We start from the raw sequence: 15,043 nt of genomic DNA on the forward strand, positions 1-15,043 counted from the left end.
TAAATCCCTAGTTTCTTCGTCATCAAATTCATGAGAGGCTCTAACATATTCATAAAAATATTTTAATGTATTACATATATATTGAATAAGCGTTCTGATTTTAACATTTTCATGTTTATTTCTATAAAATTTTATTTTTAAATGTTAGATTACCTCGTTTACACCCTTCTATTATGTTCATAAGATGGTCTGAGATTCTCTCAATATCTGTTAAAAGTTCACTGTAGATTACACAGGCTTCTACTGTACAAGCCTTTTCATTCATACGGTCGATTTGGTTTTGTCTAAACTCAAGACACATTTCATCAATCGCTTCTTCTGACTGTGTAATCTTTTCTAAAACCTGTGTTAAGTTAGTAGAGTCTACAATTGTAACGGCCTTTAAACTTTCAAGTATATTATTACGCAGTCTTAAAAGTTCCCTTTTTGCATCACTCGTTAACTTAATGTCCTTTTCATTAATTATAATTATGTACTCTGCAATATTTAATGCATGATCCCCAATACGCTCAATATCTCCTGTAATTTTAAAGAGTGTATTAATCTTCTTTGCATCTGTTGCTGGCACTTCATAAGCAGAAATCTTCGAAATATATCTTGTAATCTCTGTATTTAAGTAATCTAAGTACTCTTCTTTTTCATTAATTGTTTTTAAATCTTTATCATTATCTTGAATAATTGTTTCAAAAGCATCTTTCACATTTTCCATCGCAATAATGAGCATATGCCCTACTTCATGATAAATTTCTGAGATAGCAATTGCTGTACCACCAATATTGTGTTCATTTACATATTTAAGTGTCATCTTAGTTTCTTTTTCATTTTCACCTGGCAAAATCTTAATTGCTAATTGAGTGAGATAAACACCAAAAGGTGCTAAGAGTAATGTAGTTGCTATATTAAATACCGTATGCATATTAGCAATTTGTCCTGCTATATTATTAGGTGTCCAACTTGCTACAATATCTGCAATCGGTAAAAACATACATAATGGTACAAAGATCAATGTACCAATTGTATTAAATAATAAATGAATAACTGTAGTACGTTTAGCATTTCTATTAGCACCAATACTTGCAAATATAGCAGTAATACAAGTTCCAATATTTTGTCCAAATAGCACATAGACTGCACCATCAAATCCTATGAGTCCTGATACTGCCAATGTTTGTAGAATACCAATAGAAGCTGATGAACTTTGAATAATTGCTGTGAAAATCATACCTGCTATAATACCATAAAGAGGATTTGAGAAACTTGTCATAATGCTAATAAACTTTTGTGATGCTCTTAGTGGTGCCATAGCATCACCCATGTATTTCATACCTATAAATAATACACCTAACCCTGTTACAATTTCACCAATACATGACATGCGTTGTTCCTTAGCCGTCATAATAATAATTACACCAATAAAGGCTATAAGCGGTGCTATCGTCCCTATATCTAATGCAACCAATTGGCCTGTAATTGTAGTACCTATATTGGCTCCCATAATTACCCATACAGCTTGCTCTAATTTCATGAGTCCTGAATTAACGAATCCTACTGTCATAACAGTAGTTGCTGATGAACTTTGAATAATCGCTGTAATAATGGCACCAACTATAATACCCATAAAACGATTGCTTGTTAATCGCTCCAATATTTTCTTGAGCTTATTTCCAGCGGCTTCTTCTAATCCCTCACTCATCTTCTTCATACCATACAAGAATAGCGCTAAGCCTCCTAGTAATTTTAAACCATCACTAATCTCCATTATAAGCCTCCATTTTTATATGTCTTCCCTTAAGATTCTACTAAACTCTCTTTAAACTCAGGCTATATTTATATTAAATCTATGTTAAATCTCTAATTTCTAGATATATTTTTCATGACTTACTTTATATTATGCTTGTCCCATTACCATTATACCCATTAACTAAAGAATCCTACCTTCACAAAAGTTATGACCCAAGCAATCAAGATTATAAGAGATAGACCAAATAGTACTTCCCAGACTTTATAGAATTTCCCTGCTTCTTTATTAACTTTACGTAAAAGTGCAAAAATAAGAATTGCTACTAATGCTAAAAATGGAATACTTAAATACAGCATAAAACCAATCATCCTATTACCCCCAATTACTCTATTCATCTTTAATGCATTTAAAAGGAGTACACTAGAATCTAATCTAGTCAGTACTCCTTTAAAACATTTTTATTAATCTACATTTTTATTAATCTCTATAATAGTTAATTAAGCAACCTGCTAAAATAATAGCTCTTTCATCATCTGTCAAATCACTTAATGTAAGGTTAAATGTTTTAGTTGTTTCCCTGATTACATAAGCTTTAATACTTGCTACTTTGTTTGCTACAGCTTCTCTAATACCTGGAACAAAGATGTAATCACCATTTGTGAATACTTGCTCTTCATCTAATGTAAATGGTAACATACCCCAGTTAATAAGATTTGAACGATAACGTTTTGTAGCATATTCTCTTGCAATGTTAGCCCATCCACCTAATACTTTTTGACAAGATGCAGCTTGTTCACGAGCTGAGCCATCTCCTGGTTTGTTAGCATAAATTGTGCTACCAATACCTGTTGCTTTAGGGTCAATATTTTCAAATCCCGCTACAGCTTTAATTTTTTCAAATACAGTTTCTAATTCTGGAAGTGCTTCAACTGGATTATTACCAGCGAGCCTTGCTGCTTCAGCTTTTTGTACTTCTTTTGCACGTCCTACATATTCTGGTACACGACGAGAAAGTGTAAACTCTGCTAAACGAAGTGGATTTGAACGATAACTTGATGTTTCTCCTGATGGAATAAGTTCATCAGTAGTTGTAACGGCATCATCGATTTCTGCTACAACTTTAAGCACTAAGTTATCTGTAAGGTTAGACATTTCTGGCCAGTCTGTAATGTTTGGCCCAAATTTAAGTTCTGCTTCCTTGTCAGCTTTACCTACACCATTATAACAACGTGTTTCATAAATAGATTTATCAAAGAAGTATTTAGGTTTTGTAAAGTTTACATCGATATCTGTAGCTGCTGTAAGTTTACCACCATTAAGTGAAGTTGCTGCAATACTTCTAGCATCCATAAGTGCAACTCCTGAAAGTTGACCATCGCTTGGTTTAGAACCTTCACGATTAGGGAAGTTACGTGTAGAGTGACGAATACTAAGACCATTATTAGGAGGTACATCTCCAGCACCGAAACATGGACCACAGAATGCTGTCCTAATTGTTGCACCAGCCGCCATAAGATCAGCAATTGAACCATTTTTAAGAAGGCTCATAAATGTTGGTTGACTTGATGGATATACGCTAAGTGCATATTCACCACTACCAATTGTACTACCTCTTAAGATATCTGCTGCATCACAGATGTTGTCATATGTACCACCAGCGCATCCAGCAATAACACCTTGTTGGACTTGTAATCTACCATTAATAATTTTATCTCTTAATGTAAAGTGTGCCTTAGAGCTTGCGAATTTTTCAGCAGCTTCTTTTTCTACTTTAGCTAAAATTTCATCTAAGTTTGCATTAAGGTCTTCAATTGTATATGTATTACTTGGGTGGAATGGTAAAGCAATCATAGGTTTAACTTTTGATAAATCTACAATGATTGCACCATCATAGTAAGCTACATTACCTGGTTTAAGTTCTTTGTAAGCTTCTTTTCTACCATGTATATCAAAGTATTCTTCTACTGCATGATCTGTTTCCCAAATAGAAGAAAGACATGTTGTTTCTGTAGTCATAACATCAATACCATTTCTGTATTCTACGCTAAGATTTTCGATACCGTCCCCAACGAATTCCATTACTTTATTTTTAACATAACCATTTTTGAATACTGCACCAATGATTGCAAGTGCCACGTCTTGAGGTCCTACGCCTTTAGTTGGAGCACCTGTTAAATAGACTGCTACAACGCCTGGACGATTTACATCATATGTCTTGCGGAGAAGTTGTTTTGCAAGTTCCCCACCACCTTCACCGATTGCCATTGTTCCAAGGGCACCATAGCGTGTGTGGCTATCTGAACCTAAAATCATTCTGCCACAACCACTCATCATTCACGCATGAATTGGTGAATAACAGCTTGATGGGCTGGTACATAAATACCACCATATTTTTTAGCTGCTGAAAGTCCAAACATGTGGTCATCTTCATTAATTGTTCCACCTACAGCACAAAGACTGTTATGGCAGTTTGTTAAAACATATGGTAATGGAAACTCTGTAAGTCCACTAGCTCTAGCTGTTTGAATGATTCCTACATAAGTAATATCATGAGAAGCCATTGCATCAAATCTGATTTTTAATTTATCCATATTCTCAGAAGTATTATGTGCTTTTAAAATACCATAAGCCATTGTATTTTCACTTGCTGCTTCTTTTGATTCTAGTGTAACACCATATTTATGCAGTAACTCTTGTTTAGCATCTTGGCTATCTGCTACAATTTCTCTACCATTTACAAGGTAAACTCCGCTATCAAATAACTTTACCATCTTGCTGCCTCCCCAATCTAAATTATTTAAAATTATTTATAAAATTGTACTTTTGTACTAAATTATAACACAATATTACATTTTATCAAAGACCAAGTGTACTTAAAAATGTTTTGCTATCTATTTTACCTTGAAAAAGCCCCATAATTTGTTCTTTGTATATCTCATTTAACCTTTCCTTAGTTATACTCTCTATTAAATACTTCCACATTCCTTCTTTGCTACTTTCTTTCATTATTTCACTACAGCTGTTTAACAATGTAAAACGTGTTTTCTCCATTTTTTGGTTTTTATAAACAGGTAATCCTTTTCCTCTAAAAACTGTCATCTCCCATGAAAAATCTCTAGAAAATTTTTCATAAAAGTCCCTTACTTCCTCTCTATTAAAAGAACTACCCGATTTAAGTACAAAGCCATAAGTATAGTTACCAAAGTTAATACTTTTATCGCCAATAGGACACGCAGTTACTTTAAAATTTTTCTTTCTTGCTCTGTTCCCCTCTAGTAAACTTGCCTGTGTACTTGTTCCTATAAACATTGCACTTTCTCCTCGTATGAAAGTACTCAGTGCATCTCCCTCTTCTATACCTTCATATTTTCTTTCAAAAGGTTCTAACTTAATCAGTTCTTCTAATGCACTTGCCGCCTCTTCTATATTCCCATAATTCTCTACTAGCATTTGAAAATAACATTTTACACTTTCATAGGATGCACCTCCCACTGATAAAGGTATTACACGAATCTGTTTAAATTGGTTGATTACTTCTATAAACTCCTTATAAGTCTTGGGATATGTCATGTTACAAGCTTCAAATATATCTTCATTATAATATAGTACATTTTCCTCACCCATAATTGGCAATCCATAGATTCTTCTATTAATCATAAAATCTTCTAATGTACCTTTCATAAAGTTTCTATCAAGCCTCTTAGTAGCAACATATTCACTTAAATCCATTATGCCGCCTATTTCTACTAATTGTTCTAAACATTGCTTATTTTTTATATAAAACATATCCGGTAATTTATTAGTAATACCTGCATTGATTAATGTATCTTCATAAATCTCTTCACTAAACATTGTAATTTTAAAATTTACACCCATCTTTTCTTCATCGTAACTTGTATAAATACTTTTAATCATCTTTTCGTCTAAATTACTTGGTATCCATATATTGTACTCATTTTGAGATGATACTAATGACTCATTAGCCATATTCTTTTCATCCTGCATGTTATGTAATATACTGATAAACAATTCCCCTGAAATCAATGCAAAGACTACAATTATTGCAGCAACAACATGATTTAGCATCTTATTATGATGCACTCTCTCCACCCCTTATATGCTATATTTTATATACTCAAAAATTTACTGTACGATTATATCATAGCCATTTTCGAGGTAAAATAGCCTTTATTGTTGTATATTATTGTCATGTTCTACCAGTCAATTGAGGACATATTTTCAAACTCACTTTTGTAAACTTTCCACGGTATATACAATTTTATTTTGGTATAATGTCCTATAATTGTTTCAATCCGAATGATTTCCTCTATATTTTGCATATTATATATTATCTGTATTCTCTTAATGATAGAACGTAGACCAAAGCCAGATTCACTGTGAATCTTTTCATCCTTTATGATATGTTCTACTGTTTCTTCATCTATTCCCTTACCATTATCTCTTACTTCTACAATAAATCTTTCTTGTGCTATATCATTCTTTACCCCTACATAGATTTGAAGTGGTTCATTAATTGTACGTATTGCATATTTCACTGCATTTTCTACAAGAATTTGAATCGTCATACGTGGCATCATATATTCATTAACTCCTTCCTCAACTTCATACATCACTTCAAATAGATTAGGATTCTTTAATAACGCTATATTTAAATACTCTTTTGCGATTTCTATTTCTTGTGCCACAGTATTTAATTCTTTTTCTTTATTAAGGCATGCTCTATAATATCTGGCTAAACTTTTAATTAACTCTACTGCATGTTCCTTATCTTCTATGGCAACTAATACACTTACACTATTTAATGTATTATATAAGAAGTGTGGATTAACCTGATAATTAATCATTGAAAGCTCTAAGGCTTTTAACATACGTTCTTTTTCCTTAGCTTGCCTTACCAAAAGCTGAATTCTATGTAGCATTTCATTTAATGCATGACATATACTACTTATTTCTTTATAATTTCCATCATCTTCGAATCCACCTATATTCTTACTATCTGTAGCAATTTCATCTGCACACATTGCAATTTTTTCTAAAGGATAAATAACTTGTTTACCAATAAAGAAAATAGCTAAAATAAAAAATACCATATTTATAAAATGAACACCTAATAAAATTATTTCCAATGTATTATCTTTTCTTTGTCCTATATATTTTCCTATAATCCTAATATTTGACTCACTATCTTCTAGTTCTATATGATGATATTTACTTTCCCACTCCTTCTTAACCTTAGCTTTCGCAGTATTTCCTATAATCTGCTTATATACTCTATCAAGCCTATTTCCTTTCGGTAAACTAATTACAGTGCCACTCTTATCTGCTATCAACATTTCAAAATCAATTTTCTCTAAAATTCCTGATAGCTTTTCCCTTAAATAGTCTGTATCTATAAAAAGAAACAGGTAGCCTAATATGTCTCCTGTTTCTCTTGATCTTATACTTCTTGCAATATAAATAGTTGGGATATCATTAGGATATGTGGCAAGAGCAATATAACAGTCACCTTCCTTTTGACGAATAGACATAAAATCAAACTTCTTAAGAAAATCCCTTTCATTATTTTCCACACTTACATTGCTCGTACACATTACATTGTTATAAGAGTCTATTATATATATAGCTGATAAATCATTATCTTTTATCATATACTTATGCAAAATAGATTTTACGATATTTTGTCTTGCCTTTAATGTGTCATTTAATACAGATTGAATCTCTTCATCTACAACTATTTCTATGGATTGTCCTTTAACTTCCTCAATTAATAAATCCAAAATAACCGTTGTACGTTTAAGTGTCTGTGTATCCTCCAAATATTCCCTGCACTGTACACGTTGTTTATTAATTGTACCAATTATTATAGAACCTATTGCTAATGAAATCGCCATTATAATAAGGTAGTTTCTTATAAGTATCCACCTAATACTCTTTTCTCCCATCTTTACTTCGCCCCTCAAACCTATTTATATAAGTCTATGTTTACGTACTGATTTCTCCTCTATATCTTGTCTAATTTGCATCAAGAGCTGCATAACTGCTTTTTCCTCTATAGGCTTAAGAATATATTGTGTAATGCCACATCTAATAGCTGTCTTAGCATATTCAAAATCTTCATAAGCAGTTAATATAACAATTTCTATATTTTTATCCTTTTCTCTTACTTCTTTAATAAAATCAAGTCCATTCATAATAGGCATCTCGATATCAGTAATAATAAGATCTACTCTTTCTGTTTCTAACTGTTCTAAAGCTTGTTTACCATTTTGAGCTATACATGTAATCTCAAATCCCATTTCTTCCCAATCAATCAACCTTTGTAAACCTAATCTAATAATTGGTTCATCATCTACAATTTGTACATTTAACATATTATCCCCCCATAATTTGTTATAATTTATAAATATACTTGAGCATCCCCCTTGGTACTTCCACGTTTGATTTTGTTATTCTGATACGTTCTAGTAATGCTAAAGCCTTATCAGATTCAATATCTATATTAAAGAGCATAAGTAAACGAATTTCTAGTAACTCCATATAAATATCGTATTCCTCTACCCATTGCTCATAAGTCAATATATTTTTATAAATCGCATCAACTATGTTATTGATATTTTTCATAATCTGTTCAACTACAGTATCATACAATAAATCTACCGAATTAATTTTAATAAAGGTCTTCGTAAACTGTAACATAATCATATTAATAATACTTTCTGTTTCTTTAGCAGAAAAATTATTGCTGAGTTTACTTGCTGCAATCTTTTTATAGATTGTATCTGTATAGTAATGAATAAATGTTTCAAAGTCCCCAATATTATCATCCATCTCTATCTGAAACAGTATTCTAAAGAAGAGGTTCCATTGAAATTCTTCATTCATATAATGTATAATATGCTGTCCCAAAATAGCCGTATGTTCATTTCTAAATACAGGTTCACGCTCAAACTCAAGACGATTTCTAAAATCAATATTACTTCTATCTATCTGCCTAATCTTCTCAAGCCCAATAAGTAAATTATTATTATAGCGCTCAAGATCACTATCTAATGCATCTCTAAAAACATAACGTACAATGGCTTCACAAGATGATCTAAAATCTACAAGTACACCTAAACTTTCTCTCATACGCTCTGCAAAAATATCATAAATAATCTTAGAAATAAGCTTTTCTAACTGTTCTTCTCTTGTTGCATATTTCCTATTTCCTTCTTGATTAAATTGATTTGATATTAACAGAAGCTGTTGATCAATAGTTGTTAAACTATTTTTTATAGATTTCATAATATCCTTATAGAACTTATCTTCTATAATATAGTTGTAATTTTTATAAATAATCTTATGTTCGATTTCACTCCAAAATATATTAACTAATGCCTTAATTTGCATCTCAAAATTAATCGTACCCTCTCCTGTAATATATTTTCCATCAATACGATAAATTTTCATACCATTTTTCTGTTCCTGAGGTTGTTTCCCTCTAAAATCTAAAACAACACAAGGATTTTTCAAACTATAATAAAATCCTTCTTCTTCACACTTCTCAGTAAAATACTTCTTAAGCCCTTTATAAATATCCGCTTCATCTTCTATAAACTTACATCCTAAACGAATCCCTATAATATCAGGTACATTTTCAAATAATGCTTCCTTATTTTCATACTTCTGATAGTAATGGTTACGAATAATTTTTTCCTTTAAACTCTTAGCAGATTTTACACGTGATTCAATGCTAATGTAACCCCTCTTTGTTTCCTCTAGAAACTCCTCAAAAAATTCTTCAATTTCTTCACTAGCATTTTCTAAATGTGGCTTCATTTTCTCCAGATGCGTAAGTACATCCTCTATAAAATCAAATAGCTTTAATTCCATGTCCTTAGCTCCTTTAAACCCTTCTCCTTTTTCTACTCTCTAATTATTCCCATAAGTACTAATCTACTATTAATATTATACTAAACTATAATATTAATAGTAGTAAGAGTCATAAATAACAAGAAAAGACCTTAAAAAAGGTCTTTTCTTTGTATAATTAGTTACTTTTTAATTATTTTAACTCTAACCCTGCTAATCTAGCTAATTCAATAATAGTAGCTTTAGCAACTTTTTTACCTTTGTAATCAATAAGGTCTTCCATACTTCCATTGAAAATGTCAGCTGGTTCGTATTTTTTAAGTACAATTTTGTCATCATCTACGAAGATTTCTAATGCATCTTTTTCATTGATATCTAAATTTCTTCTTAATTCGATTGGTAATACTACTCTCCCTAATTCGTCTACCTTTCTTACAATACCTGTTGATTTCACTAACATCCTCTCCCTTTAAAAAAATGTAATTTTTTCTCTCATAATATTCACAATATTTTCCATGTGTTAATTATAAAGTACCATAATTAGCAATTAAAGTCAAATATTTTTTTGTATTTTTTTATACTTTTGTAAATTTTTTTCCTACCTTAATATATAATATTTGTCGAATAATTATATGGTGCATATATTTTAATATTTTATTGTAGAATGTACTCCACTCAAAATGTCTAATCTAGGCTTTTTTTGCCTATTTTTATAAAAACAACTTTTTACACTGCAAAAACGTTCCACATCCTCATACATCTTTTCTTTTCTCTTTTATTTACATATTTAATTTTCTTTTTAAATATGTACATGTTCTTTTATATAGCGCATATATTTAGTAAAGACAAGCGTTATTCATTCTTAAGAAAGGAACATGACTATGCTAAATTATCTTTGGAGTTTCATGATTATATTTGCAGTCATTATTGCTGGTTTTAGAGGTGGTATGAGTACCATTACAACTGCAGCACTTAATGCTTCTGAAGATGCTGTAACAATTTGCATTAAAACTTGTGGCATTCTCTGTATGTGGATGGGCATTATGCGTATTGCTGAAAAAGCTGGACTCATTGATGCACTTGCAAAAAAATGACCCCTATCTTAGACTTTTTATTTCCTAACGTTCCACGTAATCATCCAGCACGTAAATACATAGCCACTAATTTCGTTGCCAATTTTCTAGGTCTTGGCTGGGCTGCTACCCCACCTGGCCTTAAAGCTATGATAGAATTACAAAAGCTTAATAAAGATTCACATACAGCAACTAATGCTATGTGTATGTTTTTAATCGTCAATATGTCCTCGATCCAGCTGATTCCTATTACCATTATTTCTTATAGGGCAAGCTATGGCAGCATCAATCCTACAGATATTATTGGACCATGTATTTTAGCTACTTATGCCTCTACCTTTATAGCTATTGTATTTACAAAATTTATGGAAAGGAGGCATAGAAAATGAGTATCTTAGTTACAATTTCAGATTGGATTATTCCTATTATTATTGCTTTTATTATTATCTATGGCCTTCTAAAAGGGATTAATGTTTATGAAACTTTTATAGAGGGAGCTGCTGCTGGTATTAAAGTCGTATTAGATATTCTGCCTACTCTAGTAGGCCTTTTAGTTGCAGTTGGTATGCTTCGTGCTTCTGGTGCTTTAGATGGTTTATGTCTGCTCATTAGCCCGCTTTTCAAGTGGTCTAAGTTTCCTGTCGAAGCTGTTCCCATTGCTTTAATGCGTACCTTTTCTTCTTCTGCAACTACTGGACTTATACTGGATGTATTCAAAACTTACGGTCCAGATTCTTTTATGGGACGTTTAGTTGCCATCATGTTTAGCTGTACTGAAACGGTATTCTATACTATGTCACTCTACTATATGACAATTAAAGTCACTAAAAGCCGGTATACTTTACTTGGTGCACTTTTAGCGACACTTGTTGGTTTTATATTTGCATACTATCTCACATTATTTACTTTTGGAATATAATTTTTATCATAGCATATATTGTTTTTCCTCTAAAAATGTTATAATAATGATATATTATGTGCCTTTTACTAATGAAGCTTGTAAGGAGAATTTATTATGTTAGATAAAATAAAATCTTTAATATTTGGTTCCTCAGATGTTTATGAAAATGAGACATGGTACCACAAAAATGGAAAAGTAATGTATGAAGGTAGTATTAAAGGCTCAAATTTCCACGGATTAGGTAAATACTACAATGAAGATGGTAAGCTTTGCTACGAAGGACACTTTTCAAACGGATTTCCTGAAGGTGAAGGTAAGGCCTATTTAGAGGATGATAGCACATATGAAGGTGCTTTTCATAAAGGTGAACGTACTGGTATGGGGGTTCAACGCTTCACAGATGGTAGTTATTATGAAGGTCGTTTTGTAAACGGTATTTATGAAGGACGCGGTAAATTACATGAAGCAGACGGCACACTGTTTGAAGGTAATTTTACAAAAGGCCAACTTCAAGGGTATGGTACAGCAATTTATGCTAATGGGGATCGTTACGAGGGTGATTTCAAAGATGGTATGGAAACAGGTGTGGGGAAACTTTCTGTATCTGATGGGGTTTATGAAGGTGATTTACTCGAATCTTTACCTCATGGCAAAGGCTGCTTTACTTGGAATAATGGCACTGTATATCGTGGTGACTTTTTAGAAGGTCAAATGACTGGTAAAGGTATGATTACATACGCTAATGGTGACAAATATATCGGTGACTTTAAAAATGGCTTTAAACATGGTAACGGAACTTATCAAGAAGCTTCAGGTATGCAATATGAATGTATCTTTGATGAAGACATTTTAATCTCAGTACCTGAGTATGGTAAACCTAACACAAATTAATATACATTATTATAGTACAAACTCTAAAGGAGCTGCTACGAACTTCATTTCGCAGCAGCTCCTTTTTTGTCCCCTCATTTAAATCCCTCGTCTTTCTTCCAACCACCCTTTTACATAACTTAATACATATTCTAGCTATTTGAAACACATACTAATTTCAAAATTAAATTTTATTTATTTTGGAAAGGTGATTCTATGAAAAGATTATATAAACTCTTTGCATTTTGTCTTATTATTGGCGCCTGTCTATTTTGCTTTTGTGCTTGTACAAATGGTGATAGTACCACACTAAAAAAAGGTGTCACTTTATCAGATATTGTAGATGAAATTCAAGTACAAATTTCACTTCAAATGCCTGAACCTGTTAATGATGCCACTCTTGTTGATCTTTATTATATGGATATGAATAATGTAGAAACTTATGCTGGTGTAGCTGCTATGACTATTACCTCTTGTGATACCGTTGTTGCTGTTAAAGCTGTACCAGGTAAAATTGATACAGTTGTCTCTGCTCTTAAACAACGTCAGCAAGATTTAATTGATTCATTTGCACAATATTTACCTGAGCAATATCAAAAAGCTCAAGCTGGTAGCGTTATTGTTCGCGGTGATTATGCCTTTCTTATTATTTTAGGTGAAGCAGAAGATACAATTAATGAAGATATGCAAAAAGCTGAAGATATTATAAATAGTTACTTCCAATAAAATAAGGAGTTCTTATTATAATGGTATTTAGTAGCCTTTTTTTATATTTATATTTCTACCTTTTACATTAATTATTTACTTTCTTGTGCCTCATAAGCTAAAAAATATTACACTACTTCTTTTAAGTCTATTATTTTATTCTTGAGGTGAGCCTAAGTACCTATTACTTATGCTCGCTTCTATTTTTGTTGATTACTCTGTGGGATTGATGATTACAAACTTTAGAGTAAAATCAATTATTAGTTTCTTTTTTTAACTTATAAAAATAGATAATGCAATATAGTAGAAAAACAAGACTTAAGATACCATACATTGGATATAAAATTTCTACGAGCTTAGCAAATCCTATACCAGAAAAAGGTAATGCAATTAATACAACAATAAAAATGCCCCTATTATAAGCTATATTAAATTTGTTTCTTAAAAAATAAGATAAACTATAAACATTAGAAACCTGAGAAGAAAACATTTCAAGCCACATTACACCTAGCATTGCTATCTTAAGCCATCGGCTCATTTTCATAGCTATAGCTAGTAGTGGCATTTCATACATTTTAGGGTAGAACGGATTAACTAACATTAAAAATATAATATACATGCTAATAATCGTTAATACACTACTTCCCACAATAATTCCTATTTCAATCTCCTTGGGTTTCTTTATATCTGTTGTTAAAGGTACGATAACACCTATAATAGTTAATATATTAAAACTTACATATACTAATGTCGAAATTAATAAATGTTCTTTCTGTGGTGGAATAAAACGCATATATTCAAAATCTAAAGTAAATGGATTATGATATACATAGTCTATAAAAATTGCCGTCATAATCGTCACCAATGTTGGAACCACGACAGAGTTTACCTCAAATAATCCTTCTGTATTACGCATTAAAAAAATACTGCTACAGCCTACCATAATCAATATCCCCACCCATTTAGGAATTTGAAAATATTGATTTAATAAAGCTCCACTCCCTGCCAATATGATTGATGTACTACTTAATAAAAATAATGTGAGTACAACATTAATGAATTTAGCTACCCATTTAGGACATACCAAATCTACAAATTCATTATATGATGATACATTTTCCTTCATGCTAATATCTACTATTATCTTACTAAACACGATATATAATAAGCCACATAATATGATTCCTATAAAACCTGCAATACCATAAGTTGCAAAGAATTGATTCAGTTCTCTTCCAGAACATACCCCAGCACCCACTATACTTCCTATAAAAATCATAGCAATTTGGATGATTAAAATAATCCGTTTCATAGTATCCCCTCACTTATATCTCCTTTATTTAGAGTTTATCCTAAGATTATGTATATTCTTCCAATTTTAATATATGTTAAAAAACTATTAAATTATTAGCATTTTTTGGTAGTTTGCATATTATAGAAGTGAGTGAGATTACTCAAATCAAACTATGGAAGGGGCTTATTAATGGGTACTAAATCTAATAACTCACATAAACCAAGTTGTAAAGCAGCATTAGATTTCATTGATGTAATTGATGAAACGCTTGATAACTTTTATGATAAAATTGATAATAACCATGGCAACTGTAGTCCTGATAATAAAAATATTTATAAAGCTGCATTTGAATTCGTAGACTGTGTAAAAGATGCTCTCGACGATTTCTATTTCGATTTTAGCGACTATAGTAGTTGTCCTCAAAACTCTGACTCTTATAGCTACTCTAACGATGACTTCTCTGATGAATTCCCTCATGCATACAGTTCTGATACCTCTTCTTACAATAAATCTTATAATAATTCTTCTAGAAGCTACTCATATGGTGATTCTTCTGCTCGCTATTCTTCTGACAGTTATTCTAGCGA

General features: G+C 31.5%; 12 protein-coding genes and 2 pseudogenes. 5 read left to right on the forward strand and 9 right to left on the reverse strand.

All coding sequences use genetic code 11. From position 1 onward, the window contains the following. Nucleotides 1-121: 121 nt before the first annotated feature. The 8 genes and pseudogenes from JCM14822_RS03610 to JCM14822_RS03645 all read right to left on the reverse strand — a co-directional run bounded on the left by JCM14822_RS03610 (nt 122) and on the right by JCM14822_RS03645 (nt 10,067). Complete coding sequence (locus JCM14822_RS03610; protein WP_054739737.1) at nt 122-1,759, reverse strand: Na/Pi cotransporter family protein; 1,638 nt, start codon at nt 1,757-1,759, stop codon at nt 122-124. A gap of 158 nt (nt 1,760-1,917) precedes the next feature. Next, entirely contained in the window at nt 1,918-2,109 is a 192-nt protein-coding gene (locus tag JCM14822_RS03615) for a hypothetical protein (protein ID WP_054739738.1), read from the reverse strand. Between the two features lie 109 nt (nt 2,110-2,218). Continuing rightward, nucleotides 2,219-4,512 (reverse strand): annotated as a pseudogene (locus JCM14822_RS03620) (hydratase). Nucleotides 4,513-4,597: 85 nt separating this feature from the next. Beyond that, nucleotides 4,598-5,842: an ABC transporter substrate-binding protein gene (locus JCM14822_RS03625; protein ID WP_054739740.1), complete on the reverse strand. Its 1,245-nt coding sequence runs from the start codon at nt 5,840-5,842 to the stop codon at nt 4,598-4,600. Nucleotides 5,843-5,955: 113 nt separating this feature from the next. Further along, the gene (locus JCM14822_RS03630; RefSeq protein WP_054739742.1) at nt 5,956-7,704 is read right to left on the reverse strand and encodes a sensor histidine kinase; all 1,749 of its coding nucleotides are present in this window, start codon (nt 7,702-7,704) and stop codon (nt 5,956-5,958) included. 24 nt (nt 7,705-7,728) lie between these two features. Further along, nucleotides 7,729-8,133, reverse strand: coding sequence for a response regulator (locus JCM14822_RS03635; protein ID WP_054739744.1), 405 nt, complete (start codon nt 8,131-8,133; stop codon nt 7,729-7,731). Between the two features lie 19 nt (nt 8,134-8,152). Then, nucleotides 8,153-9,634 carry a GTP pyrophosphokinase gene (locus JCM14822_RS03640; protein ID WP_054739746.1) on the reverse strand — a complete coding sequence of 494 codons (1,482 nt, stop codon included), beginning with the start codon at nt 9,632-9,634 and terminating at the stop codon, nt 8,153-8,155. A gap of 172 nt (nt 9,635-9,806) precedes the next feature. Beyond that, nucleotides 9,807-10,067: an AbrB/MazE/SpoVT family DNA-binding domain-containing protein gene (locus JCM14822_RS03645; RefSeq protein WP_054739748.1), complete on the reverse strand. Its 261-nt coding sequence runs from the start codon at nt 10,065-10,067 to the stop codon at nt 9,807-9,809. A 427-nt stretch (nt 10,068-10,494) separates the two neighbouring features. Between JCM14822_RS03645 and JCM14822_RS24390 the strand changes: the two are divergent. The 4 genes and pseudogenes from JCM14822_RS24390 to JCM14822_RS03665 all read left to right on the forward strand — a co-directional run bounded on the left by JCM14822_RS24390 (nt 10,495) and on the right by JCM14822_RS03665 (nt 13,183). Beyond that, nucleotides 10,495-11,075 (forward strand): annotated as a pseudogene (locus JCM14822_RS24390) (nucleoside recognition domain-containing protein). Further along, nucleotides 11,072-11,605 (forward strand): nucleoside recognition domain-containing protein, encoded by a 534-nt coding sequence (locus tag JCM14822_RS03655; RefSeq protein WP_054739750.1) that lies wholly within the window; start codon nt 11,072-11,074, stop codon nt 11,603-11,605. The pseudogene JCM14822_RS24390 and the gene JCM14822_RS03655 overlap by 4 nt, the downstream one beginning before the upstream one ends. Nucleotides 11,606-11,701: 96 nt before the next feature. Further along, nucleotides 11,702-12,478, forward strand: a complete 777-nt coding sequence (locus JCM14822_RS03660; protein WP_054739752.1) for an MORN repeat-containing protein — start codon at nt 11,702-11,704, stop codon at nt 12,476-12,478. Between the two features lie 195 nt (nt 12,479-12,673). Beyond that, complete coding sequence (locus JCM14822_RS03665) at nt 12,674-13,183, forward strand: DUF4358 domain-containing protein (protein ID WP_054739754.1); 510 nt, start codon at nt 12,674-12,676, stop codon at nt 13,181-13,183. 232 nt (nt 13,184-13,415) lie between these two features. Here JCM14822_RS03665 and JCM14822_RS03670 read toward each other — a convergent pair whose 3' ends face one another. Further along, nucleotides 13,416-14,474, reverse strand: a complete 1,059-nt coding sequence (locus tag JCM14822_RS03670) for a YkvI family membrane protein (protein ID WP_054739756.1) — start codon at nt 14,472-14,474, stop codon at nt 13,416-13,418. 171 nt (nt 14,475-14,645) lie between these two features. Between JCM14822_RS03670 and JCM14822_RS03675 the strand changes: the two genes are divergently transcribed. Further along, on the forward strand, nt 14,646-15,043 hold a 398-nt coding region (locus JCM14822_RS03675; protein WP_054739758.1), incomplete at its 3' end, for a hypothetical protein.

This window comes from Cellulosilyticum ruminicola JCM 14822 (assembly GCF_001311925.1).
In the GTDB taxonomy this organism is placed as follows: Bacteria; Bacillota; Clostridia; order Lachnospirales; family Cellulosilyticaceae; genus Cellulosilyticum; species Cellulosilyticum ruminicola.

What these genes read in the sequence shown, in the direction of transcription:
- JCM14822_RS03610 (WP_054739737.1), bottom strand. Translation starts at nt 1,759, where the DNA reads ATGGAGATTAGTGATGGTTTAAAATTACTAGGAGGCTTAGCGCTATTC.
- JCM14822_RS03615 (WP_054739738.1), bottom strand. Translation starts at nt 2,109, where the DNA reads ATGATTGGTTTTATGCTGTATTTAAGTATTCCATTTTTAGCATTAGTA.
- JCM14822_RS03630 (WP_054739742.1), bottom strand. Translation starts at nt 7,704, where the DNA reads ATGGGAGAAAAGAGTATTAGGTGGATACTTATAAGAAACTACCTTATT.
- JCM14822_RS03635 (WP_054739744.1), bottom strand. Translation starts at nt 8,133, where the DNA reads ATGTTAAATGTACAAATTGTAGATGATGAACCAATTATTAGATTAGGT.
- JCM14822_RS03640 (WP_054739746.1), bottom strand. Translation starts at nt 9,634, where the DNA reads ATGGAATTAAAGCTATTTGATTTTATAGAGGATGTACTTACGCATCTG.
- JCM14822_RS03655 (WP_054739750.1), top strand. Translation starts at nt 11,072, where the DNA reads ATGAGTATCTTAGTTACAATTTCAGATTGGATTATTCCTATTATTATT.
- JCM14822_RS03660 (WP_054739752.1), top strand. Translation starts at nt 11,702, where the DNA reads ATGTTAGATAAAATAAAATCTTTAATATTTGGTTCCTCAGATGTTTAT.
- JCM14822_RS03665 (WP_054739754.1), top strand. Translation starts at nt 12,674, where the DNA reads ATGAAAAGATTATATAAACTCTTTGCATTTTGTCTTATTATTGGCGCC.
- JCM14822_RS03670 (WP_054739756.1), bottom strand. Translation starts at nt 14,474, where the DNA reads ATGAAACGGATTATTTTAATCATCCAAATTGCTATGATTTTTATAGGA.